This window comes from Flavobacterium sp. K77 (assembly GCF_021608205.1).
Classification (GTDB): domain Bacteria; phylum Bacteroidota; class Bacteroidia; order Flavobacteriales; family Flavobacteriaceae; genus Flavobacterium; species Flavobacterium turcicum.
In genome coordinates, this window is sequence record NZ_JAKIHO010000006.1 from 113691 (window position 1) to 139667 (window position 25977).

28 protein-coding genes are annotated in these 25977 nt (G+C 34.3%); 14 read left to right on the forward strand and 14 right to left on the reverse strand.

All coding sequences use genetic code 11. The features are described 5' to 3' along the window. Window positions 1-56: 56 nt before the first annotated feature. From L1S34_RS11720 to L1S34_RS11735, 4 genes are all read right to left on the reverse strand, one after another. Window positions 57-1145 (reverse strand): PAS domain-containing sensor histidine kinase, encoded by a 1089-nt coding sequence (locus tag L1S34_RS11720; protein ID WP_236364171.1) that lies wholly within the window; start codon window positions 1143-1145, stop codon window positions 57-59. Between the two features lie 220 nt (window positions 1146-1365). Next, complete coding sequence (locus L1S34_RS11725) at window positions 1366-2211, reverse strand: hypothetical protein (RefSeq protein WP_370637621.1); 846 nt, start codon at window positions 2209-2211, stop codon at window positions 1366-1368. 18 nt (window positions 2212-2229) lie between these two features. Further along, the gene (gene kdsA, locus L1S34_RS11730) at window positions 2230-3048 is read right to left on the reverse strand and encodes a 3-deoxy-8-phosphooctulonate synthase (protein WP_236364172.1); all 819 of its coding nucleotides are present in this window, start codon (window positions 3046-3048) and stop codon (window positions 2230-2232) included. Window positions 3049-3206: 158 nt separating this feature from the next. Further along, the gene (locus tag L1S34_RS11735; protein WP_236364173.1) at window positions 3207-3656 is read right to left on the reverse strand and encodes a 2-dehydro-3-deoxyphosphooctonate aldolase; all 450 of its coding nucleotides are present in this window, start codon (window positions 3654-3656) and stop codon (window positions 3207-3209) included. 162 nt (window positions 3657-3818) lie between these two features. Here L1S34_RS11735 and L1S34_RS11740 point away from each other — a divergent pair, with 162 nt between their 5' ends. Together L1S34_RS11740 and L1S34_RS11745 are read left to right on the forward strand one after the other, a co-directional pair. After that, window positions 3819-4379 (forward strand): YeeE/YedE family protein, encoded by a 561-nt coding sequence (locus L1S34_RS11740; protein ID WP_236364174.1) that lies wholly within the window; start codon window positions 3819-3821, stop codon window positions 4377-4379. A 19-nt stretch (window positions 4380-4398) separates the two neighbouring features. Then, on the forward strand, window positions 4399-4815 hold the full coding sequence (locus L1S34_RS11745) for a DUF6691 family protein (protein ID WP_236364175.1): 417 nt from the start codon (window positions 4399-4401) through the stop codon (window positions 4813-4815). Between the two features lie 88 nt (window positions 4816-4903). On the opposite strand, the gene L1S34_RS11750 is transcribed toward L1S34_RS11745, so the two are convergent. Beyond that, entirely contained in the window at window positions 4904-5179 is a 276-nt protein-coding gene (locus L1S34_RS11750; protein ID WP_166133756.1) for an ATP-dependent Clp protease adaptor ClpS, read from the reverse strand. A gap of 48 nt (window positions 5180-5227) precedes the next feature. Further along, on the reverse strand, window positions 5228-6061 hold the full coding sequence (gene prmA, locus L1S34_RS11755; RefSeq protein ID WP_236364176.1) for a 50S ribosomal protein L11 methyltransferase: 834 nt from the start codon (window positions 6059-6061) through the stop codon (window positions 5228-5230). Between the two features lie 93 nt (window positions 6062-6154). Between prmA and L1S34_RS11760 the strand changes: the two genes are divergently transcribed. Beyond that, window positions 6155-7378, forward strand: coding sequence for a porin (locus L1S34_RS11760; protein ID WP_236364177.1), 1224 nt, complete (start codon window positions 6155-6157; stop codon window positions 7376-7378). Between the two features lie 57 nt (window positions 7379-7435). Here L1S34_RS11760 and tpiA read toward each other — a convergent pair whose 3' ends face one another. The 4 genes from tpiA to L1S34_RS11780 all read right to left on the reverse strand — a co-directional run bounded on the left by tpiA (window position 7436) and on the right by L1S34_RS11780 (window position 10616). Beyond that, complete coding sequence (gene tpiA, locus L1S34_RS11765; RefSeq protein ID WP_236364178.1) at window positions 7436-8188, reverse strand: triose-phosphate isomerase; 753 nt, start codon at window positions 8186-8188, stop codon at window positions 7436-7438. Window positions 8189-8240: 52 nt separating this feature from the next. Next, window positions 8241-8738 carry a TlpA family protein disulfide reductase gene (locus L1S34_RS11770; protein WP_236364179.1) on the reverse strand — a complete coding sequence of 166 codons (498 nt, stop codon included), beginning with the start codon at window positions 8736-8738 and terminating at the stop codon, window positions 8241-8243. Between the two features lie 219 nt (window positions 8739-8957). After that, the gene (locus L1S34_RS11775; RefSeq protein ID WP_236364180.1) at window positions 8958-10058 is read right to left on the reverse strand and encodes a BT_3928 family protein; all 1101 of its coding nucleotides are present in this window, start codon (window positions 10056-10058) and stop codon (window positions 8958-8960) included. Window positions 10059-10067: 9 nt separating this feature from the next. After that, window positions 10068-10616 carry a DUF1599 domain-containing protein gene (locus tag L1S34_RS11780; RefSeq protein ID WP_236364181.1) on the reverse strand — a complete coding sequence of 183 codons (549 nt, stop codon included), beginning with the start codon at window positions 10614-10616 and terminating at the stop codon, window positions 10068-10070. 151 nt (window positions 10617-10767) lie between these two features. Between L1S34_RS11780 and folP the strand changes: the two genes are divergently transcribed. Continuing rightward, window positions 10768-11589 carry a dihydropteroate synthase gene (folP, locus tag L1S34_RS11785; protein ID WP_236364182.1) on the forward strand — a complete coding sequence of 274 codons (822 nt, stop codon included), beginning with the start codon at window positions 10768-10770 and terminating at the stop codon, window positions 11587-11589. A gap of 13 nt (window positions 11590-11602) precedes the next feature. Here the strand turns inward: folP and rlmH are convergent, their stop codons facing one another. The 3 genes from rlmH to L1S34_RS11800 are packed head-to-tail and all read right to left on the reverse strand — an operon-like array spanning window position 11603 to window position 13071. Then, on the reverse strand, window positions 11603-12076 hold the full coding sequence (gene rlmH / locus L1S34_RS11790) for a 23S rRNA (pseudouridine(1915)-N(3))-methyltransferase RlmH (protein WP_236364183.1): 474 nt from the start codon (window positions 12074-12076) through the stop codon (window positions 11603-11605). Between the two features lie 59 nt (window positions 12077-12135). Then, entirely contained in the window at window positions 12136-12645 is a 510-nt protein-coding gene (locus L1S34_RS11795; protein ID WP_236364184.1) for a CIA30 family protein, read from the reverse strand. 3 nt (window positions 12646-12648) lie between these two features. Beyond that, complete coding sequence (locus L1S34_RS11800; protein WP_236364185.1) at window positions 12649-13071, reverse strand: hypothetical protein; 423 nt, start codon at window positions 13069-13071, stop codon at window positions 12649-12651. 192 nt (window positions 13072-13263) lie between these two features. Here L1S34_RS11800 and nadC point away from each other — a divergent pair, with 192 nt between their 5' ends. From nadC to priA, 4 genes are all read left to right on the forward strand, one after another. Beyond that, the gene (nadC, locus tag L1S34_RS11805; protein ID WP_236364186.1) at window positions 13264-14121 is read left to right on the forward strand and encodes a carboxylating nicotinate-nucleotide diphosphorylase; all 858 of its coding nucleotides are present in this window, start codon (window positions 13264-13266) and stop codon (window positions 14119-14121) included. After that, the gene (locus tag L1S34_RS11810; RefSeq protein ID WP_166133780.1) at window positions 14118-15026 is read left to right on the forward strand and encodes a YihY/virulence factor BrkB family protein; all 909 of its coding nucleotides are present in this window, start codon (window positions 14118-14120) and stop codon (window positions 15024-15026) included. Before nadC ends, L1S34_RS11810 begins: the two co-directional genes overlap by 4 nt. 48 nt (window positions 15027-15074) lie before the next feature. Further along, complete coding sequence (locus tag L1S34_RS11815; RefSeq protein WP_236364187.1) at window positions 15075-15503, forward strand: DUF2147 domain-containing protein; 429 nt, start codon at window positions 15075-15077, stop codon at window positions 15501-15503. Between the two features lie 69 nt (window positions 15504-15572). Continuing rightward, window positions 15573-18020: a replication restart helicase PriA gene (gene priA / locus L1S34_RS11820; RefSeq protein ID WP_236364188.1), complete on the forward strand. Its 2448-nt coding sequence runs from the start codon at window positions 15573-15575 to the stop codon at window positions 18018-18020. On the opposite strand, the gene L1S34_RS11825 is transcribed toward priA, so the two are convergent. After that, the gene (locus L1S34_RS11825) at window positions 18017-18712 is read right to left on the reverse strand and encodes a LytR/AlgR family response regulator transcription factor (RefSeq protein WP_166133786.1); all 696 of its coding nucleotides are present in this window, start codon (window positions 18710-18712) and stop codon (window positions 18017-18019) included. The two genes, priA and L1S34_RS11825, sit on opposite strands and share 4 nt — an antisense overlap. A 165-nt stretch (window positions 18713-18877) precedes the next feature. Here L1S34_RS11825 and rpsF point away from each other — a divergent pair, with 165 nt between their 5' ends. From rpsF to ligA, 6 genes are all read left to right on the forward strand, one after another. After that, window positions 18878-19219 carry a 30S ribosomal protein S6 gene (gene rpsF / locus L1S34_RS11830; protein WP_166133788.1) on the forward strand — a complete coding sequence of 114 codons (342 nt, stop codon included), beginning with the start codon at window positions 18878-18880 and terminating at the stop codon, window positions 19217-19219. A 5-nt stretch (window positions 19220-19224) separates the two neighbouring features. Then, a complete protein-coding gene (gene rpsR, locus L1S34_RS11835) occupies window positions 19225-19521 on the forward strand; it encodes a 30S ribosomal protein S18 (RefSeq protein WP_026715037.1) in 297 nt (98 codons plus the stop codon). Window positions 19522-19584: 63 nt separating this feature from the next. Continuing rightward, on the forward strand, window positions 19585-20025 hold the full coding sequence (rplI, locus tag L1S34_RS11840; protein WP_236364189.1) for a 50S ribosomal protein L9: 441 nt from the start codon (window positions 19585-19587) through the stop codon (window positions 20023-20025). Window positions 20026-20123: 98 nt separating this feature from the next. After that, window positions 20124-23300: a TonB-dependent receptor gene (locus tag L1S34_RS11845; RefSeq protein WP_236364190.1), complete on the forward strand. Its 3177-nt coding sequence runs from the start codon at window positions 20124-20126 to the stop codon at window positions 23298-23300. A 128-nt stretch (window positions 23301-23428) separates the two neighbouring features. Next, entirely contained in the window at window positions 23429-23902 is a 474-nt protein-coding gene (locus L1S34_RS11850) for a DUF6495 family protein (protein WP_166133794.1), read from the forward strand. 74 nt (window positions 23903-23976) lie between these two features. Beyond that, window positions 23977-25977 carry an NAD-dependent DNA ligase LigA gene (gene ligA / locus L1S34_RS11855; protein WP_441316734.1) on the forward strand — a complete coding sequence of 667 codons (2001 nt, stop codon included), beginning with the start codon at window positions 23977-23979 and terminating at the stop codon, window positions 25975-25977.

Sequence of the window (25977 nt, forward strand, 5' to 3'; positions counted from 1 at the left end):
ATAAAAAACCTGTCTTGAAAGAGACAGGTTTTTTTATGTTTTGTAGGTTTTTAAAATTATTTGAACGAAATGGTAAAAGTGGTTCCTTCATTCGTTTTACTATTAACCGAAATATTGCCGCCCAAACTGCTGATATGATTGTAAACCAGATACAATCCGATGCCACTACTGTCTGAATTATCATGAAATTTTTCATAGAGGCCAAAGACTTTATCTTTTACTTTTTCTAAATCAAAACCAATTCCCTGGTCGCTAAAAATTAATTGTTTGATACCATTATTATATTTTGTACTTATATAAATATTTGGTGAACTATCAGCTTTACTATATTTAATGGCATTGCTTAACAGGTTTAAAAAAATACTTTGCAAATAGCCTTTATTAAAATCTATTTCGTCAAAAGCAGAAAAATCAGTTGCTATAGTAGCTTTGGAGTTTAAAACCAATGATTTGATTGAGGCTGTAACTAACGCCAAAGTTTCGGGAATATTTACAGTTTCAATTTGGGCGTGTAAATTTTCATTAACAACTAGTTGATCAAGTGAATCATTAAGTGTATTTCTTAAATTTTGACTTGTTTCCTGTAAAATGTTTATTAATTCTAGAGTTTCGTTATCGTCAATTTTAGAAGTGTCTATCAAGTTGAAAACAGCAAGCATATTATTCAGTGGCGATTTTAAATCATGCGAAGTTTTATGTGAAAGTACTGTAAGTTCTTTATTGATTTGAGTTAGTTTTGCTAGTAAAATATTGCGTTCTTCTTCCCTTTTTTTTGTATGAGTAATATTTTTTGCAATAGCATATACTAACTTTTCTTCCATTACAGGCATTGAAGTCCACGACAACCAAATGATTTCTCCACTTTTTGTTAAGTATCGATTTTCAAAATTAAGAAGTGGTTTGTTTTTGTAGACCTGCTCCCTGGTTTCAATTGTATTTTTTAAATCAGCTTCGTGCACAAAACTACTTATAGGTCTAGCATAAAGTTCTGCTTCTGTGTATCCTAATGTTCGAGAAACAGCTGGATTTATTCTTTTAAAATAACCGTCAAAACCTGCAATACAAATAAAGTCTGCAGATATTTTAAAGAAATTATCAAAATGATAAATTCCTTCAGAATCAGGATTTTCTTTGTTTTTAGTCATGATTATTTCACCTAATGATACTGTTTCTAAGCTAAATAAAAAATTAAGAAATGTTTATATATTGTTTTGACGATTAAACAGTTCGTTTCCAAATCTAGTCAATATTTGTCTATTACACGGGTAATTTTATCACAATGTTTTTAACATTAAATCTTAAACAAAAAAACAGACTCTTTGTTGTAGAATCTGTTTTTTTGTACTTTGAATTATTGTGATAGTGTTATAGTTTAAATATCCCACCAAAAGCGATTATTCTTTGTAAAAAGAAAAATTCTTGTGAAGCACTATCTTCGGTGCTTTGTGTGGTGCGAATATCAGGCATGTTGATGTAACCACCTTTGATTTCTCCTTGAATATAAAAATGTTTGAAAAAAGTTATATTCAATCCAGCTTTTACTGAAGCTCCGTAACCGGATACATGAAAATCGTCGTGACGCTCTTTGCCAAGTAAGGTAGTATTAGTTTTAGGATAAAGCATTCCGGCGCCAATACCTTCCGTCAGATTCACTTGAATTTTATCAGTATCTGAAATTTTAAATAGTTTGGAAATATCATCATGACGCGATACTTCCGTATGTACGTAGTTTAAACCATCGGTATGTTCGTACATTAAAAAATCTTCAGTCAATTCAATTGGCGTATTGTTGTAAACTCCGTCAAAAGGTGTTCCTGCAGCAATTGTACCACTAATATTTGCTGTTTGACCTTGAGTCATCACATACTTCATATGATCAACTCCAAGGGCTACACTATAATGATCATTAATAAAGTAACCCAAACGCAAATTGGTTTGTGGGATGGTCATTTTAGTGGGGTTGATATAGTCAACGTGCCAACCCTTAGGTTTGTCATGTGCCGTTATGTTATTTAGGGTAAAATTATAATCAGCTCCCTTAAAAGTCACATCAGATTTACTATAAGTTTCTCTGTTTCCGCCCCATGACACAAAAAACTTTCCTTTATTATGTGCTGTATATTTATCTTGAATTTTAATATCGTCTTGAGCTTGAACCATATTTCCAGCTAAAACAGTAAAAATTGCCGATATAAAAATTATTTTTTTCAATTGTTTAGTTCTCAAAAATTAGAATTTATTCACAGTTTGTCTAATAGCCACAAGCTTAGTCATTAAAGCTTCAAAATAATCTAAATGTAGCATGTTAGCACCGTCACTTTTAGCATTAGCAGGATCAAAATGTGTTTCTATAAATATACCATCCACTCCTGTTGCAATTCCAGCCTTGGCAATCGTTTCAATCATATCCGGGCGTCCACCAGTAACACCAGCTGTTTGATTGGGTTGTTGTAAAGAATGCGTTACATCAAGTACTGTTGTTGCATAGTTTTGCATTGTTGGAATACCTCTAAAATCAACAATCATGTCTTGGTACCCAAACATCGTTCCTCTATCCGTAACCATCACATTGGTATTGTTGCAATCCAGCACTTTTTGAACGGCATGCTTCATGCTTTCTGGACTCATGAATTGTCCTTTTTTCAAATTCACAACTTTTCCAGTATTAGCCGCTGCAACTACTAAGTCAGTTTGACGTACCAAGAAAGCAGGAATCTGCAATACATCAACATATTGAGCAGCCATGTCCGCATCTTCATTGGTGTGAATGTCAGTAACGGTTGGAATATTAAAAGTTTCAGAAACTTTTCTTAGAATTTTCAAAGCCTTTTCGTCGCCAATGCCAGAAAAACTATCTATTCTAGAACGGTTTGCTTTTTTAAAGGAACCTTTAAATACAAATGGAATTTGAAGATTAGTAGTAATTCCAACTAATTTTTCAGCAATTTGTAATGCCATTTCTTCGCCTTCAATAGCGCAAGGTCCAGCCAATAAGAAAAAATTGCCATTATCAGTATGCTTAATTAAAGGGATATCTTGTATGTTCATAATGTGTTGTTTTTTAAAGTTGCAAAGATAGTCAGGTTTTACAAATTTGTTGGCGATTTTATTTTTTTTAGGAGCTCTTTCCTGCTATACTTTGCAATCTTTTGCTTTTTGAAAATAAAAAGCAAAAGGATTTCCACTGCTATCAGGGCTAGGAACGATTATTTTTTTAAAGTGAAACCCATTGGTACCATCAAAACTCCTTTTTCATAGATGTTTAAGTAGAGTAAAACAGGTTTATTTTGGCCTCGCCATTTAATCTGATATACATCTAAGAAACCTGCACCCATATCACTTTTTGTGGTTGGAAAAGGACAACAGCTCTCTAATTTTTCATAACTAATTTTTTCGCCTTTTGGCCCAGCCAAAGCGTTCAAAAAACGTTGTTGGTTGATAGTTGTATTTGTTGTACCGCTAAAAAAGATATTAACAGGGTAATCTTTATCATACCCATATTTTTTATCAGTACTAAACTGAGTAATTATAAAGGTGTTGTTTTCGCTCAATCTTAGGTTTGGTGCCGAGTCATCGGTGTTTTTTAAAGTAGATTTGGTGCTAGTGCAAGAGCTTAGTTGTAGTGCCAAGAGGGTTAAGAGCAGTAATTTTTTCATGCTATTTGGTTTTTTATATTTGTTTGTAGCGCTTTTTAGGAGTTCAATTTTTAAAACAAAGATAATTGAAACTAAGATGTATTGTATTTCTACATTCAAAAATTACAAGTGATAATTGAACTTTGCAAATGCTTCTTATATTTGTCTAAAAAATTCAAGAATATGGAAATAATTTTTCAAACCTGGCCTTGGTATATTTCAGGTTTTTTGATTGGTATGATAATGTTGGCACTTACTTATTTTGGTAAATCTTTCGGGATGTCTTCGAACTTGCGATCACTTTGTGCTATTGCTGGATTGGGTAAAAGAGTGTCGTTTTTTAATTTTGATTGGAAATCGCAGCGTTGGAATTTAGTTGTGGTCATAGGTGCAATGCTTGGCGGATTTGTAGCAGTTCAATTCATGAGCGACCCATCTAATGTTACTCTAAATCCTGCTACAGTCGCGCAATTAGAACAAATGGGTATTGATGCGCCAAATGGTAAACTGATGCCTACGGCACTTTTTGGGTCTGATGCAATTGCAAATCCTGCCAATCTTATTTTATTAGTTGTTGGCGGAATTTTGATTGGTTTTGGCTCGCGTTATGCAGGCGGATGTACTTCTGGTCATGCCATTTCAGGCTTGAGTAATTTGCAAATCCCATCTTTAAAAGCGGTAATTGGCTTTTTTATCGGAGGTTTATTGATGGCTCATTTTATTTTACCATATTTTTTATCCTAACCATTTTAAATAGTTCAAAATGAAAAATACAATAAAATATCTTTTAGTTGGTTTTGTTTTTGGAATTGTCCTTACAAAGTCCGAAGCCGTTTCGTGGTACCGTATTTATGAAATGTTTCAGTTTCAATCTTTTCATATGTTTGGCATTATTACCGTTGCAATTGTAACTGGTGTAATAGGGTTACAGCTTATCAAGCGTTTTAATGTTAAGGATAGTTCAGGTGAAGCGATTAACATTCCAGATAAGGAAAAAGGAAATGCCAGATATTGGATTGGCGGTCTTATTTTTGGATTGGGTTGGGCCTTGGTTGGTTCTTGTCCAGGACCAATTTTTATATTAATTGGCGCAGGTTTTTGGAGTGTACTTATTGTATTGTTTGGCGCGCTATTGGGTACTTTTTTGTATGGTGTTATTCGTTCAAAATTACCTCATTAAACCAAAATAAGTTAACTTAAAATCAAATAAAAAACCTATTCGAGACAAAATCAAGAATAGGTTTTTTTATTGTTTTTAAATGAATTAACTAGACTATTTCAGCGCTAATTCCTGCCTCTAGCAGTTGTGTACATTGCGGTTTTAGCTTTTCAATAGGTCCCGTTTTTACGGTACATTTTCCGTTATAGTGTACAATTAAGGAACATTGCTCTGCTTGTTCTGGAGTATGATCGCATACACGAATGAGAGTTTCAATAACGTGATCAAAAGTGTTAACATCGTCGTTGTACACGATAATTTCATTTTCAAGCTGCACAGCCTCTTTTAAACTGACTCTTTCTCTAACTTTTTCTTTAGTACTCATTTTATTTGCTTTTTGTACTGTGATTATTACTTTTTACAAATATTAGTTCTAATTTACGTATTTTAATGATACCCAGTTGTTTCTTTCAAATTTTTTAACATAGGTCAACCCTTTTTCAGTGCATGACGCATCAATAAACGGGATGTCTTCTTGGTAAAAACCACTCAATAACAAAGTCCCACCCGGATTTAAACAATCCACATAGCTTTGCATATCATTTAATAAGATGTTGCGATTGATGTTAGCAATAATCAGGTCGTAATTTTTCCCTACAAGTAAAGCAGCTTCGCCTTCATAAACGGTAATGTGTTTACAATTGTTGCGTGCTGCATTTTCAATCGAGTTCAAATAACACCAATTGTCAATATCAATAGCATCAATAGGTTGTGCGCCTTTCATTTCGGCTAAAATAGCTAAGATGGCCGTTCCGCAACCCATATCTAGTGTTTTAAGACCATTAACATCCATTTCTAGTAAATGCTGAATCATCATGTGTGTAGTTTCATGATGACCAGTTCCAAAACTCATTTTGGGCTCAATTACAATATCAAACTCTGCATCAGTTTTTGGGTGAAAAGGAGCTCTCACATGGCAATTCCCGTCTACGTCAATTGCTTCAAAGTTTTTTTCCCATTCTTCATTCCAATTTACTTGCTCGATTTCTTCAAATGTGTAATCAATTTCAAATTCTTCTGAACTTAAAATTTGTACTCCTTCTAAAATCATTTCGTCCCAAAGGTCTTTTTGTACAAAAGCTGAGATTCCGTTTTCTGTTTCGGTGAAACTTTCAAATGCTTTTTCTCCTAATTCAGCAATTAAAATTTCTGAACCTAATTCTTTTGGACTTATCGTAAAATGGTAGCCTATATAAATGTTTGACATGCTTATTTTTTTACAAAGGTAACAATAGCGTAGCAAATGCATTTGATATTTAAATAATATTTTACATTTGTAAGACAAACACACAACAAAATAATGAAAAAAATTGCCTTAATCATTGCGCTTGCTTTTTGCTTAGCTAGTTCGGCTCAAGTGTCTATTAAACGAAGCAATCAAGACAATGATTTAAAACTTTCTGCTTTGCCCTATTATAGTTTTGGAAAAGGAATTGGGATTACTTCGCCAGATAGTTTGTACCAATTGAATATTAGGTTCCGAATGCAAAACCGAGTCACATACATAGATAATGAAGGAGCTGCGGCATCCTATGATGGGCAAATTCGTAGGTTGCGATTGCGTTTGGATGGTTATGTGGGCTCACCAAAATTTTTATATGCGGTGCAATTGTCATTTGCCCCGGGCGATGTAGGCGAATTTAGAGAAGGTGAAAATATAAACATTATTCGCGATGCTGTTTTGTTTTACAGACCTAACAAAAATTGGAATCTCAGTTTTGGTCAAACGAAATTACCTGGAAATAGACAACGTGTAAATTCGTCAGGAGGATTGCAGTTGACCGATCGCTCCATCAATAATGCTAAGTTTACTATTGATCGTGATTTTGGTTTTCAAGTTCACAATTTGAATGAATTTAAGGATGCGTTTTCGTATAATTTTAAAACTGCCATTTCAACGGGAGAAGGCCGAAATATTACCGATAACGCTGATGCAGGTTTAGCTGTAACTGGTAAAGTAGAATTGTTTCCGTTTGGCGCTTTTGCAAAAGACGGTACTTATTTTGAGGGAGATATCGTACGAGAGCCAAAGCCTAAATTAATGCTTTCAGGAGCTTTTCAGCAAAATAATCAAGCCAAAAGAACACAAGGACAGTTAGGAAATGATTTATTTCAAGCTCGAACTATGAAATCCGTTTTATTGGATGCTATGCTGAAATACAATGGTTGGGCTTTTATGAGTAGTTATATGTCTAGAACTACGAGTAAGAACGCTGTTACTTTTAGCCCTACTGACGCAAGCCTTTTTAATTTTGCTTATGTTGGTCATGGATTTGACCATCAAGTCAGCTATAATTTTGTATCAAATTATGAAGTAATTGGTCGTTTTTCAACTCAAAAGGTCGGAACTGATATTCAAATATTGGCTCCCAATACCAAACAATATAGTTTAGGACTCACCAAGTATATTTGGGAACATGCCTTCAAAGTACAAGGTGAAATTAGTTTTGATACACTAACTTTTTATTCAGGTGACAGAAAAAATAATTGGTACGCTCGTTTTCAAATTGAAATTGGGATTTAAAACAAAAAAACCGATGCTGTTAGGGCATCGGTTTTTTTGTTTTAAATAGGAGTTGTTTTAGATTGCAGTAACAATTGCAACAAAATCATCTGCTTTTAAAGCAGCACCACCAATTAATCCGCCATCAACATCTGGCTTAGAGAAAATTTCTTTTGCATTTTCAGGTTTAACACTTCCTCCGTAAAGGATAGAAACAGTGTCAGCGATATCATTTCCGTATGTTTTACGAACAGTTTCTCTGATAAATTCGTGCATTTCTTGTGCTTGTTCTGGTGAAGCTGTTTCGCCTGTACCAATAGCCCAAACAGGCTCATAGGCCAAAACAACTTGTTCCCAATCTTTTGCTTCAATTTGAAACAAACCATCTTTTAATTGGTTTTCTACCACATTAAAATGATTTTCTGATTGACGGTCTTTTAATTCTTCGCCAAAGCAAAAAATAACAGTCATATCATGCTGTAAAGCCGTATTAACTTTGTTTGCAATGAGTGCATCAGTTTCGTGAAAAATGGCACGTCGTTCAGAGTGACCTAAGATTACGATGTCAACACCAACACTTTTTAACATGTCTGCCGAAATTTCTCCGGTGAATGCACCGCCTTCAGCTTGGTGTACGTTTTGCGCTGCAACCTTGATATTAGTAAATTCTAAATGATCTACTGCCGATGCTAAATTGACAAATGTAGGTGCAACAATTACGTTTGTATCTGTATCAGTTGGAATTTTAGCGATTAATTCATTCAATAAATCTTCTGTTTGCTCCGCATTTTTATGCATTTTCCAGTTTCCAGCAACAATCTTTTTTCTCATTATAATTCTCTTGTAAGTTTATTAGTTTTTTCGTGTGTGTTAAAGTAGTAGATTACTTTAAACTTTCTAGTGTTTCGTTAATTTTATCAAAGTCGGTTTCAATGGCTCTGTAAAGAACGATTTTACCTGTTTTGTCCACGATAATGTAACGCGGTATCCAATCAATGTCCATTGCTTTTCCAAAAACACCCTTCATTTGGTCATTAGCCATATAGTGATCTCCCACCAAAGCGTGTTTCTCGATACCAGACTTCCATTTGTCAGCAGTTTTATCCATTGAAATAAATACGTAATCAACATTTGTGTGAGCAGCTTGCATTTCTTTTACCTTAGGCATTGCTTTTACACAGTCACCACACCACGAAGCCCAAACTTCAATCACTACGGTTTTACCTTTGTGTTTCTTTAAAATGTTTTTAAATGCTACTTGGCTACCATTTGATGCCAAAAGCGTCTCTGATAATGCTGTTTTTGAGAATGCAGTTTTTTGTGCATTGGTTGTACAAGCACAGCTGAGGATTACTAGAACTAATGCTATTAATTTTTTCATTTTTATTTTCTTTTTAACAAAGTTACGCAAACAAATGTAATGCCAAATAGAGAAAAAGCATTTTTGAAATTATTATTCGAAAATCACAAATTTATATCGTTATAGTATAATAATTGTATAACAAATTTTCGTTTTTGCTCTGTATCATTTTACGTCCAACCATAAAAAAAGTCGTAAAACTCATGAGAGTATTTACGACTTTATATTTTGAACTTTTTTCTACCACTTAATTTGATCCAAGTCTTGATGATGTACTTTTTGTTTTACGGTACCTTTTTCAAGAAGTATAATACTTGGATTTGCTCTTTCAATAGTTTTAACTGTGATTGCATCACAAAAATAAAAATCAAAATTGTAACCGTATTTTTTTTGAGCCGCAGCTATATCCTCTGGTAATGAAGCCGTCATTCCTACAACCTGATACCCTTTTGCGATAGCGGTTTTACTTAAATTTGCTAACTTTTTCATCCCATCAGAATCAGCATTTGGTAAATCATAAGCCGTAATTAAAAGTAATTTAGGAGCATTTAAAAATTCGTCTTTATAATCAGAACCGTCTTTTTCCATAATAAAATCATGAATAGGCGGTACGTAGCCTTCAGTAATTACCTTGTCTTTTCGGTCAACAAATACGGCTCTTTCTGGTATCGCCATTAAATCAGCTTCTTTGAATTCTTTATCAACACCGTCTACTTTGTAAATAAAAACCATTTCGACTACTGATTTTGCAGCGCCATAAGGAATTTTCATGCCTGCTTGAATGCTGTTGCCCACTTTGTAAGGTCTAAAATCGATGATAGGCAAGTGGTTTAAAACCCAATAGCCCATGAATGCCGAAGCTGCAATGCTTGCTAAAAACAAAGTATTTTGCAAAGCGGCAGGAAATAACGGTTTGATGAGTTTTTGGTTTCGGTACAAAATCAAAATAAAAACTAACAAGACCACATCTTTTGTAAATGATTCCCAAGGTGTTAATTTTAAAGCATCACCAAAACAACCACAATCTTTTACCACATTAAAATAAGCCGAGTAAAAAGTTAAGAATGTGAACAAGATAATTAAAATAAGTAAGCTCCAAACTGTAAACTTTGTTTTGTAACCAATTAATAGCATCACGCCCAAAACCACTTCAAGTATTACAAGAAATAGCGCAATTGCTAAAGCAAAAGGGACAAAAATAGGTAAGTTAAAAACGGGTTCGCTAAAGTATTCGGCGAGTTTGTATGAGAATCCTACTGGATCATTTAACTTGATTAATCCTGAAATGATAAAAAGGATTCCGACAAATATTCTAGAAAATTGAGTAATTGCATTTTTCATGTAAAGAAATTATTTTTGAGAGCCAAAGCCCATTAAAATTAGTGCGAAAACAGCATAATTAAGCATGTCTTGATAGTTGGCATCAATTCCTTCGGATACCAATGTTTTTCCTTTATTGTCCTCGATTTGCTTTACGCGAAGCAGTTTTTGTAAAATTAAATCGGTTAAGGATGCTACACGCATTTCGCGCCAAGCCTCACCATAATCGTGATTTTTGGCTTCCATGAGTTCTTTGGTTAAAGTAATTTTAGCGTCGTACAAAGCGGTTGCTTTGGCCACTTCAAGATCGGGTTGCTCTACAACTCCAAGTTCCAATTGTATTAAAGCCATTACCGCATAATTGATTATTCCGATAAATTCTCCTGTTTCATCTTCATCAATTTTGCGAGTTGTATTTTCTTGAAGGCTTCTAATTCGCTGTGCTTTGATGTAAATTTGATCAGTTAGCGATGGGAGTCGTAAAATGCGCCAAGCACAACCGTAATCTTTCATTTTGTTAACAAAAAGGCTGCGACATGTAGCAATCACGGCATCATATTCTTGTGAAGTATTCTTCATTATTGCTGTATATTTGTATTCAATTTTTTTCAAAAGTAAAGAATTAAGACCGAAGTTCAAAGTTCCAAAGTTGTTACACCACTCATATTAAACTTTCATCTTGCTGGTTTGGGCCTTACCACAAAAGGAATTGAATTAAAACAAGTATAAAATGACAATTAACTGTAAAGGAAATTTAATCGATTTAAGTAGTCCGAAGGTAATGGGGGTTTTAAATATTACACCCAATTCATTTTTTGATGGCGGAAAGTATAAAGATGAAACTGCTATTTTGACTCAGGTAGAAAAAATGCTCTCAGCAGGCGCTACTTTTATTGATGTAGGTGCTTATTCTAGTAAGCCAAACGCCGAATTTGTAACCGAGCAAGAAGAAATTGACCGTATTGTGCCCGTAATTGAATTGATTTTAAAACATTTTCCTAATGCATTATTATCGATAGATACTTTTAGGAATGCTGTTGCAAAAGCTACTCTTGATAGCGGTGCAGCTCTTATAAATGATATTTCGGCGGGGAGTTTAGATGCTGAAATGTTTGAAGTTGTGGCTAAATACAATGTTCCTTATATCATGATGCACATGCGTGGCAATCCGCAGACGATGCAAACTTTGACAAATTATGATAATGTAGTAAAAGATGTACTGTTTTATTTTTCTGAAAAAATAGCATTGGCACGCAGTTTCGGAATCAATGACCTCATTGTAGATCCTGGCTTTGGCTTTGCTAAAACTGTAGCTCAAAATTTTGAAATTTTCCAAAAATTAGACCATTTTCATATTCTTGAGTTGCCGTTGCTTGTGGGTATTTCTCGCAAATCGATGATATATAAAACTTTAGAAACAACCGCTCAGGAAGCCTTAAATGGTACAACAGTCTTGAATACTGTTGCGCTAACCAAAGGTGCTCAGATATTGAGAGTACATGATGTGAAAGAAGCTATGGAGTGTATTACTTTGCTTCAAAACTTGAAATAATTATTTAATCAATTTATTGATGGTGATAGGGTTCATTTCGTAAAATAGTAAAGCCGCGATACAATTGTTCAATAAAAAATAACCGAACCATTTGGTGCGAAAAAGTCATGAGCGAAAGAGAAATTTTGCCCTGTGATTTGGCATAAACAGTTTCGGAGAATCCATAAGGGCCACCAATTACAAATACCAAAGTTTTTATTCCTGAATTCATTTTCTTTTGTAATTCAGATGAGAAACCTACGCTAGAGAAATTTTTACCGTTTTCATCCAGCAGAATCAATTGGTCAGTTGCAGTAATTTTAGAGAGTATCAGTTCTCCTTCTTTTTCCTTCTGTTGGCTCTCGCTTAGGTTTTTTACATTCTTGATGTCAGGGATTATTTCTAGGTCAAATTTTATATAAAACGACAACCGTTTGGTATAATCGTCAATTAAAGTTTGCAACGCCTTATTGTCGGTTTTTCCTATTGCGATAAGCTTAATATTCATAAAAGTAATGCTTTTGGGCAAAGGTAGTCCTAATCTTGGATAAGGAAAAGTGGTTTGAATTAAAATTCAAGCCAGATTTTGTCAATGTACAATTCAAAAGTTTCTGCTACTTTGTTACCAATCAAAAAAGTAATTTCCTCGAGATTTCCGCCGGTGTAATTTGGTAAATCTAATTGTCGTCCTCTGTAAAAAGGAGTTAATTCTGCAACTGGAATTTTGATTACTTCCCAGTCTGTACCTGTGGTGAAAGTAGAAGTAAAGGCGTGTTGCTCTGATCTAAATTGCTTTGCACGAAATTGATACAATTTACCATCGCCCTTTAAACGTAGAAAAACTGTAGCTTTTTGTGATATATCGCTATATTGACAATCTAGCTTGGTTGCGCAAAAACCGCCATTGTTTTCAAGAGATACTTTACCTTTAAACAGCACGAAGTTTTCGCGTTCAATTCTCATCTCGCTTTTAGAAACTCCTCCCATCACGGTGTCGTTGACGGTACGCCAAGTATCAAAATCTTCTTTTCGGCTTGAATCGAAAAGAATAATGGTTTCCAAAGAGTTTGTTTGCATTTTTTACACTTTTGGTAATGGAGCACCGACTGCAATATCACAGCGGTGATTTTCTTGGCCATGCGGCGGATTCATTCCTGCTTCAGTGACTACAGGTGCTGGAATTGTTGCAGGCTGTTTTGCAGTACTTTGTGGTGCCGAATTTTGTGTTGCTGCAGGAGTTGGAGCAGCAGGCGTACTTAATGAGGCACCAACAGGAATATCACAACGGTGTCCTGGCTGACCATGTGCTGGATTTGCGTCAGCGCTATTTGTCGCCACGGCTGAACTTGTTGCTGAAGTAGAATTTGGAACTTCGCTTTTCATTTGGCGTCCTACTTCTGTAAAAGGAACTACAATTTTATTTGGCGCAGGCTTTTGCGTTTCTTTGTTACAAGAAGTCAATGTAAGGAGCGCAACAGCGCTATAATAGAGCAATGATTTCATAATATTTCATTCTTTAGAAACTCAAAGATACTTGATTATTGCTATTTGCCAAAATAATTAGGGTAGGGTTTTGGTACTAGAAATTTGATATTTAAAAAGTTTTTTTATCATATTTTTAATAAAGTTGCTTGTTTCCAAATTTCCTAGTCCGCAAAATATAACCTATTTTAGCAATTCAAAAATTATCGAAAAATGATCAGCGAAAAACAGTTCGAAAAAGAATTACAATTAATTATTGAAAATGCAATTCGAGAAGATGTAGGAACCGGAGATTACAGTTCACTAGCTTGCATTCCTATTGATGCAGCAGGAAAAGCGAAGTTATTGGTAAAGGAAGATGGGATCATCGCTGGTGTAGCTTTTGCTAAAAAGGTTTTTGCATACGTTGATGCTGATTTGCAAGTTGAAACTTTTATCGAAGATGGGAATTTTGTAAAAAAAGGAGATGTCGTTTTTCATGTTAGTGGTAGTTCACAATCCATCTTGAAAGCAGAGCGAGTAGTTTTAAATTCGATGCAAAGAATGTCCGCAATCGCTACAAAAACCAATCAATATGTACAATTGTTAGAAGGAACTAAAGCTAAAATTTTAGATACTCGAAAAACCACACCGGGATTTAGAGCTTGTGAAAAGTGGGCTGTAAAAATTGGTGGTGGAGAAAATCATCGATTTGCGTTGTATGATATGGTAATGCTTAAGGATAATCATAATGATTTTGCTGGGGGAATTACGTTGGCAATTGCAAAAACCAAAGCTTACCTAGAAGCAAATAAGCTCGATCTAAAGATTATTGTAGAGGCAAGAAATTTAGCTGAAATTGAGGAAATTTTAGAAAGTGAAGGTATTTTTAGAATTCTAATTGACAACTTTAACTTTGAAGATACCAAAAAAGCAGTTGCGCTAATTGGAGATAAATGTCTGACAGAATCGTCCGGAAATATTAACGAAAGTACGATTAGAGCGTATGCAGAATGTGGCGTAAATTACATTTCGTCAGGAGCATTGACACACTCTGTTTATAACATGGACTTGAGTTTAAAAGCAGTATGAATCTCTTATTAGAAGATAAACTTGTTAAAATGCCTGTTATTAGGCATGTAATCTCGGGACTTCAAAAATTGAAGTTACCATGGTTACAAGGTTTGTCTTTATATGATTTGATTGTGCTCTATAGTAAAGGAATTGTTGAAAGTGCCGTTCCCTATCATGCTAGTGCCATTGCTTTTAGTTTTTTTATGGCTTTGTTTCCGTTTGCACTTTTTATTTTGAATCTGATTCCTTTTATCCCAATTGATGGTTTTCAGGAGGATTTTTTACTATTTGTTAAAGATGGTGTTCCGCCTAATACCTATGATGCTATTTATAAAATTATTAGTGATATTTTGAATAATAGTGATTCTGGTTTGTTGTCTTCGGGTTTTATGTTATCTATTTTTTTGATGGCAAATGGTTTAAACGGAATTCTTGGTGGTTTTCAAACTTCAAGACATGTTATTGTAAAAAGGGGTTTTGTTAGGCAGTATTTGGTGGCTTTAGCAATGTCTTTGTTGTTGTCGGTTTTACTTTTGGTTACCGTAGCAACCATTGTTGTTTTTGAAGTTTTGTTGCAAAAAACTGTATTTAGTGATCAAGTTTTACTCATTGTCGCAGGTAGATATGCCTTTGTAATTTTGATGATTTTGCTTACTACGTCGGTACTTTTTAAATTCGGAACTAAAAGAGTAGGCAATAGAGCATTTATCTCGATAGGATCTGTATTCACAACAATTTTAATTTTGATTGATTCCTATCTTTTCGGGATTTGGGTAACCAAGTTTTCTAAGTACAATGAGTTGTATGGCTCCATTGGAACGCTTTTAATTTTGATGTTTTACATCTGGATTAACTGTGTTATTTTGTTGTTGGGATTTGAATTGAATGCAACAGTCTCTAAGTTGCGCGCAAAAAAAGAGTAGTTTAAAAGGGAATAGTTTTAGTAAAAAAATAATAAAAATAAGAGTAGAATGAAAAAAGTGATTACCGCAGTAGCAGTTATGATTTCAATGGCTTTTTATGGCCAGAATAATCAAGTAGTTGGTAAATGGAAAACTATTGACGATGAAACAGGTAAGCCTAAATCTACGGTCGAAATTTATGAACGTGGTGGACTTTTGTATGGTAAAATTGTTGATATCGTAGAGGCAGATAAAAGAAAAAGCATTTGTACTTTATGTACTGGAGAAGATAAAAACAAACCAGTAATGGGTCTTGTTATCATTAAAGGTCTTAAAAAAGACGGTAAAGAATACAATGGAGGGAAAATTGTAGATCCAACAACTGGAAAGCAGTACAAATGTTTTATTGCACTTGAGGGGAATGATAAATTAAATGTACGAGGGTACATTGGAGTATCTCTTTTTGGTCGCACTCAAACTTGGAATAGAGTTAAATAAACGTCTCATTAAAATTTTGAATAAATCAAAAACGTAAAGTAATAAGCTTTCAAAGTAAAAAAATAATACATGTATTTTGTTGAAGTAATTTTGCCGCTATCTTTGGCTAAGACCTTTACGTATGCTATTTCCGAGGAAGAATATAAGTTCATTCAAACAGGGATGCGCTTAGCCGTTCCGTTTGGTAAAAGTAAAATTTATACTGGTTTAGCGATAGCCATGCATCAAAACGCACCTGTTTTGTATGAAGCAAAAGAAATTCACCAAATATTAGACGAAAAACCAGTTGTTACTGAAATTCAAATACAACATTGGCAATGGATTGCATCGTATTACATGTGTGCTATTGGTGATGTGTACCGAGGTGCCATGCCAAGCGCTTTGCTATTGGAGAGTGAAACTGTTATTTCGCAGCAAACTAGTGCAATAATAGATGTTTCGCTATTAAGTGACGATGAGTTTTTAGTATACGAGGCTTTACAACAACAATCTACCTTAAAAGTCAACGATATCATTGCAATATTGAACAAGAAGAATATTTTTCCTGTCATTCAAAAGTTGGTAGATAAAAATATTTTAGTACTTCAGGAAGAGATTCAAGAAAGTTATAAGCCCAAATTGATTCGATATGTGCGCTTGCACTCTCAATATGTTGGCGATTTGGGTTTGGGTGTTTTGCTAAACAACTTAAAAAACGCTCAAAAACAACTAGAGATTGTGATGGCTTTTTTTCAACTTAGTGCAAGTGAAAAAAAGCCGATAACAGTAAAGAAATTAGTAGAAATAACACAATCATCAACTGCAGTTGTTAAAGCTTTAATAACAAAAGAAATATTCGAAGAGTATTTTTTAGAAACAGATCGTGTAGAATTTGGAGCTAAAAATGCTAGCGAACTAAAATTGAGTGAGCAACAAGAGGAAGCGAGCTTGGCTATCAAGGCAGTTTTTGAGTCTAAAGAGGTGTGCTTGTTGCATGGTGTAACCTCAAGTGGTAAAACGGAAATCTACATTCAGCTTATTCAAGAATATTTGAATTCAGGCTTACAAATCTTGTATTTGTTGCCTGAAATTGCGTTGACTACTCAATTAGTCAGCCGGTTAAATGCTTATTTTGGTAACAAAGTGGCTGTTTATCATTCCAAATACAATAATAATGAGCGTATTGAGGTATGGAGGCAGGTCTTGTCAAATTCAGAAAAAGCGCAAGTTGTTATTGGTGCCCGTTCTGCTTTGTTTTTACCATTTTCAAACCTGGGTTTGGTGATAGTAGATGAAGAGCACGAACAAACATTTAAACAAGTAGATCCTGCGCCACGTTATCATGCGAGAGATGCGGCTATTGTATTGGCTCATTCTCATAAAGCAAAGGTATTACTGGGATCCGCAACACCAAGTGTCGAAACCTATTACAATGCACAATCCGGAAAGTTTGGATTAGTTGAGCTTAGTAAACGATACGGTAATGTGCAGCTGCCGGTCATTGAATTGGTTGACTTAAAAGATAAATATTTCAGAAAAAAAATGACAGGCCATTTTAGTGATGTTTTAATTGCTGAGATGGGGCAAGCGCTCTCGTTTGGCGAACAAGTAATTTTGTTTCAAAATAGAAGGGGTTATTCACCCGTTGTAGAATGTATGACTTGTGGGCATGTGCCTCAATGCCAACAATGTGATGTAAGTTTGACTTATCATAAAAATAAAAATCAGTTGCGCTGTCATTACTGTGGTTATACAATGGCGAAACCTACCAATTGTCATTCGTGCTCTAGTATTGATTTGTTAACTAAAGGATTTGGTACTGAGCAAATAGAGCAGGAGTTACTTTCTATTTTACCAAATGCTAAAATAGGACGTATGGACCAAGATACGACGAGGGGTAAGTTTGGTTTTGAACGTATTATTGATGCTTTTAAAAATAGAGAAATTGATGTTTTGGTTGGTACGCAAATGTTAGCCAAAGGATTAGATTTTGATAATGTAAGCTTAGTTGGGATTTTAAACGCTGATAATATGCTTTACCATCCAGATTTTCGTGCCTTCGAGCGTAGTTATCAAATGATGACACAAGTGGCAGGTAGGGCAGGGCGCGCTCAAAAACAAGGCAAAGTAATTATTCAAACCTATAATGTCAATCACAATACTATTCAACAGGTTACCAGAAATGATTATGCTGCTATGTATAAAGAACAATTGTATGATCGGCAAATTTATAAGTATCCACCGTACTTTAGAATCATTAAGCTTACTTTAAAACAGCGTGATTATGATAAGTTGAAGCAAGGTTCTATGTGGTTGTATCAGGTTTTACAACAAAATTTAAATATGCCTGTTTTGGGTCCAGAAGAGCCGGCGATTAGCAGAATTCGTAACGAATATTTGCGAACTATTATGATTAAACTGCCTCAAAATGTTGGAGTTGCTTCAACAAAAAAAACTATCCAGAAAATCCTGAATAGTTTTGAAGCTGTTGCGCAATACAGAGCAATTAAAGTTTCTGTAAATGTTGATTTTTATTAAGAAAAAGATAAAGCTTTTACTAGATCTTCTTTTTTGTGGCGACTCAGAGGTATTTTTGTTGACCCTATTTCGGCAAATTTACTATTAAAACGTTCCACCTTGTCAATGTTGATGATATATGATTTGTGTACACGTACAAACTTTTCCTTTGGTAAGTCGCTTTCAAAAGCCTTCATTGTAGATAAAACTAAATTGCTATCATCTTCAGTAACTACTTTCACATAATCTCCAAATGCTTCAATCCATTTGATTTTTGATGTAAATATTTTTAATTTCTTAAGATTACTTTTAATGAAAATGTGATCACCTTCTTCGTCTTTGTTTTCTTTTTTAAGTAAATGAAAATCAATAGCTCTTTTTACAGACGAATTAAAACGATCGATTGCAATTGGTTTTTGCAAATAATCGGTAGCATCATAATCAAAAGCTTTCATTGCGTATTCTGCTTTTGAGGTGATAAAAATGATCTGAGGTTTTACTTTTAAACCATCCAAAAAATCAAATCCACTAATTACTGGCATCTCAATGTCGAGAAAAATCAGATCAACATTGTGAATAGACATGCAACTACGCGCTTCAATAGCATTAGAAAAATCACCAATTAAATGTAAGCTTTGGTGATTATTAACTAACTTTGCAATGATCATTCTTTGTATCGAACTATCATCTACAACTACACAGTTAAGTTTCATAATTTAGATTTTTTAAGATTTGGCTCGGTAAACATAGTAATTATTTTTTGATCTGCAACCAGTTAACCTCCTTTTTTTGTCATACGTCGAATAAAAATCAAATAAAGTTGCTTATTTTAAAAAAATGATTACTTTTGCACCCAAATTAACAATAAATATATTTTTATGAATCATTATGAAACTGTTTTCATTTTAAATCCCGTTTTATCTGAAGTTCAGGTAAAGGAAACAGTAAGCAAATTTGAAGATTTTCTTACTAGTAGAGGTGCTGAAATGGTGTCGAAAGAAGACTGGGGTCTAAAAAAGATGGCTTACGAAATTCAAAACAAAAAAAGTGGTTTTTACCATTTGTTCGAATTTAAAGTATCTGGAGAAGTACTTCTTGCCTTCGAAACTGAATTTAGACGTGACGAAAGAGTTATGCGTTTCTTGACTGTAAGTCTTGACAAACATGCTATATCATGGGCTGAAAGAAGAAGAACTAAATTAAAATCTACAAAAGCTTAATTATCATGGCAACATTACAACAATCAGCTTCAGGAAAAAAAGACGGAGATATCAGATATTTAACGCCTTTAAACATAGAAACTAACAAAACTAAGAAATACTGTCGTTTCAAAAAGTCAGGTATCAAGTATGTTGATTACAAAGATGCTGATTTCTTATTGAAATTTGTAAATGAGCAAGGAAAAATTCTTCCTCGTCGTTTAACAGGAACTTCTTTGAAATACCAAAGAAAAGTGTCTGTAGCTGTGAAAAGAGCACGTCACTTAGCTTTAATGCCGTACGTAGCGGATTTACTTAAATAATAATTAATCAAAGTTGTTGCCTCGCCTTTGGCGGGCTAACTTCTTCAATAAAAGGACAACAACATGGAACTTATTTTAAAACAAGACGTTCAAAATTTAGGATTTAAAGACGATGTAGTAAATGTAAAAAACGGTTACGGTCGTAATTACTTAATCCCACAAGGATTTGCTCAATTAGCTACTTCTTCTGCAAAGAAAGTATTGGCTGAAAACCTAAAACAAAGAGCTCATAAAGAAGCTAAAGTGGTTGCAGATGCAAAAGCACTTGGTGAAGCTTTAAAAGCAATTGAAATTAAAATTTCTGCGAAAGCAGGTGGAGAAAAATTATTCGGTTCAATTACTAATAGTGACATCGCTGAAGCGTTGGCTAAAGGTGGTCAATCGGTTGATAGAAAATTCATCACTAGTGGAATTGTAAAACGTACTGGTAAATATACTGCTAGTGTACGTTTACACAGAGATGTAATAGTTGAATTAGACTATGAAATTGTTGCGGAAAAATAACATTGTGTTAGCATTTTGTTAATAAATTACTAAAATCACTCTTCGGAGTGATTTTTTTTTGTCTAATTTCGCGCCATAAACAATACATACTCAAACACATGAAAAAAATTATCACATTACTACTTATCTTTTGTAGTTCGATCACTATGATCAGTCAAACTACAACGTCTAGTATTAAAGGAATTGTAAAAAGTACGTCAGGCGAGACACTACCGTCGGCTACAATTTTGGCAATTCACACTCCTACAGGTTCTAAATATTCAGGAGTTTCAAATATCGATGGGCGATATAATATGCTAAACATGCGTATTGGTGGACCTTACAAAATCACCATATCCTTTGTTGGTTACAAATCTCAAGAATTTAATGAAGTGTACCTAGAACTTGGTAAAGCTTTGATTTTGGATGCTGAATTGTCAGACGAAAGTATGCAATTGAGCGAGGTGAAAGTTACAGGAGCTAAAAACAAAGTGTTTGGTAACGGTAGAACAGGTGCTGAAACTACAATTGGTAGAAAAGAATTGTCAGCTTTGCCAACAATTTCTAGATCTGCAGAAGATTTCACCCGTTTAGAGCCATCAGCAAGTGGAGGATCTTTCGGTGGGCGTAATGATCAATACAATAGTTACTCTTTGAACGGAGCGGTGTTTAACAACCCGTTTGGTTTAGATGCAGCTACACCTGGTGGGCAAACAGGTTCTCAACCGATCTCATTAGATGCAATTGATCAAATTCAAGTAGCTACTGCTCCTTATGATGTTACTTTATCTGGTTTTACAGGAGCATCTGTGAATGCAGTTACTAAATCAGGTACTAATGAATTTCACGGAACTGCTTACGCTTTTTTTAGAAATCAAGATCTTACAGGAGGACGAATTAAGGGTCAAGATATTTTTGTTCCTTCGCTAGAGCAAACTCAGGCAGGTTTTAGCATCGGTGGACCAATTGTAAAAGACAAACTTTTCTTTTTTGCCAATTATGAAATTGACAAAAGAAGTGACTTAGGATCTAATTTCGTAGCAAATAATGGTGATGGAGTTACTGGAGTGAATGAATCAAGAGTTTTAGAATCTGATTTGATTGCCGTTTCAACTGCTTTAAGTAATTTAGGTTATAATACTGGAGCATATCAAGGTTTCAAGCACAATTCAAATTCTAATAAAGGAATTTTTAAATTGGATTGGAATATCAATGACAACAATAAATTAGCAGTTATTTACAATTTTTTAGATGCTAGTAAAGATAAACCAGCACACCCATCAGCTTTAGGATTTAGAGGACCGGATGCAAATACACTTCAATTTGAAAAATCAGGTTACCAAATTAACAATGAGTTAAGTTCATTTTTAGTAGAGCTTAATTCAAAAGTGAGTGAAACTGTGTCTAACAAATTACAAGCTGGATACACAACATTCAATGATTTCAGAAACCCTTTTTCGACACCAGCACCAGTAATTAATATTCAAAGCAATGGATCTAATTACATTATTGCAGGAAACGAGCCTTTCTCTATCAATAATACTTTAAGTCAAAAGGTATTACAAATTACAAATAATTTAAATTATACTGTAGGAACACATGCACTTACCTTTGGTGGATCGTTTGAAAAGTACCAGTTTGAAAACTCATTTAACCTTGCTGGTTATGATAATTTTGGTAACCCAAATGGTTATGCTGGAACTTTCTTTTCTCCGTACTTCAGTGTACAAGATTTTTTAACAGATGCCGCTAAACCATTTGCTAGTAGTATTATTGCACAAAATTTACTTTACGCGCAAAACACAGCGGCAACAAAAAACACTTTTGCTGTTGGTGCAGATAACGGCTGGAAATTAGCGGAATTAAATGTGGGTCAAGCTGCATTCTATGTGCAAGATGATTGGAATATCACTGAGAATTTTAAATTCACTTACGGTATTAGAGTTGATAAACCATTGTATTTTAATACTTCAGATTTAATTCAGAAATACATTGATACGCAAAATGGAGCTACGAGAAACAATAACACTTTGTACTACAATCCGATAACTAAAATGAATGAGCAATTGATTTCAACTACCTTACCAACTGCTGAATTGTTGTGGTCTCCTAGATTTGGTTTCAATTGGGATGTAAAAGGCGATAAAACAACACAATTGCGTGGGGGTTCTGGAATTTTTACAGGAAAACTTCCTTTCGTTTGGTTAGGAAATCAAGTAAGTGGTGCTGATGATGGTTTCTTCCAAATTATGGATAAAGATTTCAAGTGGCCACAAGTATGGAGAAGTAGTTTAGGTTTGGATCACCGTTTCAAAAATAATTATATTGCTACACTTGATGTTGCTTATAACAAAGATATTAATGGGGTACACGTTCAAAACTGGGGATTAAGAACTCCATCAGGTACTTTGGCAGGTGTAGATAATCGTTTAATCTACAATGCTTCAGATAAAGGTGCTAACAATGCTTATGTAATGACCAATTCTAGTAAAGGTTATGTTTTGAACTCTTCTGTAAAGTTGCAAAAAACATTTGATAACGGAGTATTCGCTAGTTTAGCTTACAACTACTTAGTTGCCAAAGATGTGAACTCTATCGAAGCTGAAATTACAGGTGATGCGTTTGCATTTAACCCTGCTTTAGGAAATGTAAACAATGCTGTTTTATCAAATTCTAAATATGGAGATACACACCGTTTTATTGGTGTAGGTTCAAAAAAATGGAAATACGGTTCTAATGATGCTTGGGCAACTACAATTTCAACTTTCTTTGAATATGCTCAAGGAGGTCGTTTCAATTACATTTATGGTGGTGATGTTAATAATGACGGATCAGGAACGAATGACTTAATTTACGTTCCAACAACAGCTGAAATTGGTACAATGGCATTCAGTGCTCCTGGTCAAGGTGCTGCATTTGATGCATTTATTAGTCAAGATAAGTATTTGAGTGGTAGAAGAGGGCAATACGCAGAGCGTTATGGAGCTTTAGCACCTTGGAGAGGAAAATGGGATATGAAATTAATTCAAGATTTTAATTTTAAACCATCTTCTAGTTCAAATAAAACAAATACAATTCAGTTTAGTGTTGACATCTTAAATGTTGGAAATTTAATTAATTCTGATTGGGGATTGGTACAAGTTCCTACAAGTATCCAACCTATTGGAGTTAGCGTTAATCAAACTACAAAAGTACCTACTTATACTTTTAACGGAACGCAAACAAAAACATTCAATTACGATGCTAGCTTATTGTCAAGATGGCAAGTACAATTCGGATTAAGATATATTTTTTAGTAGATACTCTAAAGTACCAAAAAAGCCTTCTTGAAAAAGAAGGCTTTTTTGGTTTTAAAATTATAAATTTGCACCCATTTTTATTTTAATCAAAGTCCACAACAGGACCAATAGCAATTATACATTTCATGAAATATTCAAGACTTACAAAAGAGCAATTTGAAGAATTAACGCAAGAGTTTACTAATTTTTTAGCAACCCAAGCAATTGATAAAGCGGAATGGGATAAAATTAAATTAGAAAAACCTGAAGTAGCAGAGCAAGAATTAGATGTTTTCTCTGATTTGATTTGGGAAGGCGTTTTGTCTAGAGCAACTTTTTTAGAGCATTTTTCTAAAAATCATATTTTTCTTTTTGAATGTTTTGATACGCACGTACAATCAATTGTCTTAAAATCATTAGTTCCCGATGTTGATTTTCTAACTCGTGAAGGTTTACAATGGTTGAGTGATAATATGTTTACAGAAACTATTGAAATGAAAGTAGGTAAAAAAGAATTCACAGAAGAGCGAAATTCATCAATTTTTCAATTAATACAACAAGGAGCCTTTTTGAGCGACGGTCAGTTATACCAACAAATAAACTCAATTATCAAATCCTAATTTAGTTGTTTTTTGGTTTAATTTGGTTATTTTAGTACACTGATTTCAGGCACTAAAATGACCAATTTTTTTTTATGGATGATCAAAATATGATAATAAAATTACGCGAAGAATTACACTTTCATAACCACAATTATTATGTGTTAGATGCACCATTGATTTCGGATTATGAATTTGATATGAAATTAAAAGCACTTCAAGATCTTGAAAATGCACATCCAGAATGGTACGATTCTAATTCTCCAACCCAAAGAGTAGGTGGTGCTATTACGAAGAATTTTGAGACCAAGGCGCACGAATACCGAATGTACTCATTAGATAACTCCTATTCAAAAGAAGATTTAATCGATTGGGAAAATCGTATAAAGAAAACCTTAGGCGATGTGCCTTTGCGATATACTTGTGAGCTCAAATATGATGGAGCTTCAATTAGTATTACCTATGAAAACGGACAGTTAAAACGTGCCTTAACTCGTGGTGACGGTTTTCAAGGAGATGATGTTACGAATAATATAAAAACTATCAAATCAATTCCTCTGTCTTTAAAAGGAAATGATTTTCCAGAAAAGTTTGATATTCGTGGCGAAATTGTTTTGCCTTTTGCTGGTTTCGAAAAAATGAATCAAGATTTGATATCCCTTGGTGAAACACCTTATTCTAATCCTAGAAACACAGCTTCGGGTAGTTTAAAATTACAAGATAGTGCAGAAGTAGCCAAACGTCCGCTAGACTGTTTATTGTATTTTATGATTGGGCCAAATCTTCCTTTTCAATCTCAATTTGAAGGCTTACGAGCTGCGAGAAAATGGGGTTTTAAAGTTCCTCAAGAATCAAAATTGGCACAAAATTTAGATGAAGTTTTCGAATTTATTGCTTTTTGGGATCAAAACCGAAGCAATTTGCCTTACGAAACTGATGGCGTGGTCATAAAAGTGGATAACCTACAATTTCAAGATGAATTAGGTTACACTGCCAAGTCGCCCCGATGGGCCATGGCTTATAAGTTTAAATCAGAGCAGGTTGCTACCGTTTTAGAATCTATTTCGTATCAAGTTGGTAGAACAGGCTCTATCACGCCTGTTGCAAACCTTAAAGCAGTGCAACTGGCTGGTACAATTGTAAAAAGAGCTTCCCTACATAATGCGGATCAAATTGAAAAATTAGATATTCGAATTGGAGATACTGTTTTTGTTGAAAAAGGTGGTGAAATTATCCCAAAGATTATCGCTGTTGATTTAACCCAACGACCACTTCACGCTGAGTCTACAATATATATTGATAAATGTCCAGAGTGTGAAACTAATTTAGTAAGAAATGCAGGTGAAGCTAATCACTATTGCCCAAATTTTTATGGTTGTCCGCCACAAATTATAGGTCGTATTCAGCATTTTATTTCTCGAAAAGCTATGGATATTGAAGGATTGGGTGGCGAAACGGTTGCGCTTTTATATCAAAATGATTTAGTTCATAACTACGCAGATCTTTACGACTTATCAGTTTCTGATATTTTACCATTGGAAAGAATGGCTCAAAAATCAGCTGAAAACTTAGTAAATGGTGTCGAAAAATCTAAAAATATACCATTCGAACGTGTTCTCTATGCATTGGGAATCCGTTTTGTAGGTGAAACTGTCGCTAAAAAATTGGCTAAACATTACAAAACTATTGACGCTTTGCGTGCGGCAAATTTATTAGAATTGATGCTCGTTGATGAAATAGGAGAGCGTATTGCGCAAAGTGTAATGGACTTTTTTCAAAACGAACAAAACAGTATTATCATACAACGCTTAAAAGGTTATGGGTTACAATTTGAGTTAGTAGAAAATACAAATCCTGATGCAACTAATTTGTTGGTTGGTAAGACATTTGTGGTATCTGGTGTTTTTGAGAAATTTTCGCGTGATGAATTGAAAAAAGCAATTGAAGACAACGGTGGAAAAGTAGGGAGTTCTATATCTGCCAAAACAGATTATTTAATTGCTGGAGCAAATATGGGTCCTGCCAAATTGGATAAAGCCGTCAAGTTGAATATTTCGATTATTTCGGAGGATGATTTTATGAAGTTAATAGCTTAA

Excerpts from the sequence above, each read along its gene's own strand:
- tpiA (WP_236364178.1), bottom strand. The coding sequence starts at position 8,188 with ATGAGAAAAAAGATTGTTGCTGGAAACTGGAAAATGCATAAAAATGCG.
- L1S34_RS11845 (WP_236364190.1), top strand. The coding sequence starts at position 20,124 with ATGAAAAAAATTATCACATTACTACTTATCTTTTGTAGTTCGATCACT.
- L1S34_RS11720 (WP_236364171.1), bottom strand. The coding sequence starts at position 1,145 with ATGACTAAAAACAAAGAAAATCCTGATTCTGAAGGAATTTATCATTTT.
- L1S34_RS11760 (WP_236364177.1), top strand. The coding sequence starts at position 6,155 with ATGAAAAAAATTGCCTTAATCATTGCGCTTGCTTTTTGCTTAGCTAGT.
- rpsF (WP_166133788.1), top strand. The coding sequence starts at position 18,878 with ATGAATCATTATGAAACTGTTTTCATTTTAAATCCCGTTTTATCTGAA.
- ligA (WP_441316734.1), top strand. The coding sequence starts at position 23,977 with ATGGATGATCAAAATATGATAATAAAATTACGCGAAGAATTACACTTT.
- L1S34_RS11770 (WP_236364179.1), bottom strand. The coding sequence starts at position 8,738 with ATGAAAAAATTAATAGCATTAGTTCTAGTAATCCTCAGCTGTGCTTGT.
- L1S34_RS11780 (WP_236364181.1), bottom strand. The coding sequence starts at position 10,616 with ATGAAGAATACTTCACAAGAATATGATGCCGTGATTGCTACATGTCGC.
- L1S34_RS11815 (WP_236364187.1), top strand. The coding sequence starts at position 15,075 with ATGAAAAAAGTGATTACCGCAGTAGCAGTTATGATTTCAATGGCTTTT.
- nadC (WP_236364186.1), top strand. The coding sequence starts at position 13,264 with ATGATCAGCGAAAAACAGTTCGAAAAAGAATTACAATTAATTATTGAA.
- L1S34_RS11800 (WP_236364185.1), bottom strand. The coding sequence starts at position 13,071 with ATGAAATCATTGCTCTATTATAGCGCTGTTGCGCTCCTTACATTGACT.
- L1S34_RS11745 (WP_236364175.1), top strand. The coding sequence starts at position 4,399 with ATGAAAAATACAATAAAATATCTTTTAGTTGGTTTTGTTTTTGGAATT.
- L1S34_RS11735 (WP_236364173.1), bottom strand. The coding sequence starts at position 3,656 with ATGAAAAAATTACTGCTCTTAACCCTCTTGGCACTACAACTAAGCTCT.
- folP (WP_236364182.1), top strand. The coding sequence starts at position 10,768 with ATGACAATTAACTGTAAAGGAAATTTAATCGATTTAAGTAGTCCGAAG.
- rpsR (WP_026715037.1), top strand. The coding sequence starts at position 19,225 with ATGGCAACATTACAACAATCAGCTTCAGGAAAAAAAGACGGAGATATC.
- prmA (WP_236364176.1), bottom strand. The coding sequence starts at position 6,061 with ATGTCAAACATTTATATAGGCTACCATTTTACGATAAGTCCAAAAGAA.
- kdsA (WP_236364172.1), bottom strand. The coding sequence starts at position 3,048 with ATGAACATACAAGATATCCCTTTAATTAAGCATACTGATAATGGCAAT.
- L1S34_RS11775 (WP_236364180.1), bottom strand. The coding sequence starts at position 10,058 with ATGAAAAATGCAATTACTCAATTTTCTAGAATATTTGTCGGAATCCTT.
- rlmH (WP_236364183.1), bottom strand. The coding sequence starts at position 12,076 with ATGAATATTAAGCTTATCGCAATAGGAAAAACCGACAATAAGGCGTTG.
- L1S34_RS11795 (WP_236364184.1), bottom strand. The coding sequence starts at position 12,645 with ATGCAAACAAACTCTTTGGAAACCATTATTCTTTTCGATTCAAGCCGA.
- L1S34_RS11825 (WP_166133786.1), bottom strand. The coding sequence starts at position 18,712 with ATGAAACTTAACTGTGTAGTTGTAGATGATAGTTCGATACAAAGAATG.
- L1S34_RS11750 (WP_166133756.1), bottom strand. The coding sequence starts at position 5,179 with ATGAGTACTAAAGAAAAAGTTAGAGAAAGAGTCAGTTTAAAAGAGGCT.
- priA (WP_236364188.1), top strand. The coding sequence starts at position 15,573 with ATGTATTTTGTTGAAGTAATTTTGCCGCTATCTTTGGCTAAGACCTTT.
- L1S34_RS11740 (WP_236364174.1), top strand. The coding sequence starts at position 3,819 with ATGGAAATAATTTTTCAAACCTGGCCTTGGTATATTTCAGGTTTTTTG.
- L1S34_RS11810 (WP_166133780.1), top strand. The coding sequence starts at position 14,118 with ATGAATCTCTTATTAGAAGATAAACTTGTTAAAATGCCTGTTATTAGG.
- rplI (WP_236364189.1), top strand. The coding sequence starts at position 19,585 with ATGGAACTTATTTTAAAACAAGACGTTCAAAATTTAGGATTTAAAGAC.
- L1S34_RS11850 (WP_166133794.1), top strand. The coding sequence starts at position 23,429 with ATGAAATATTCAAGACTTACAAAAGAGCAATTTGAAGAATTAACGCAA.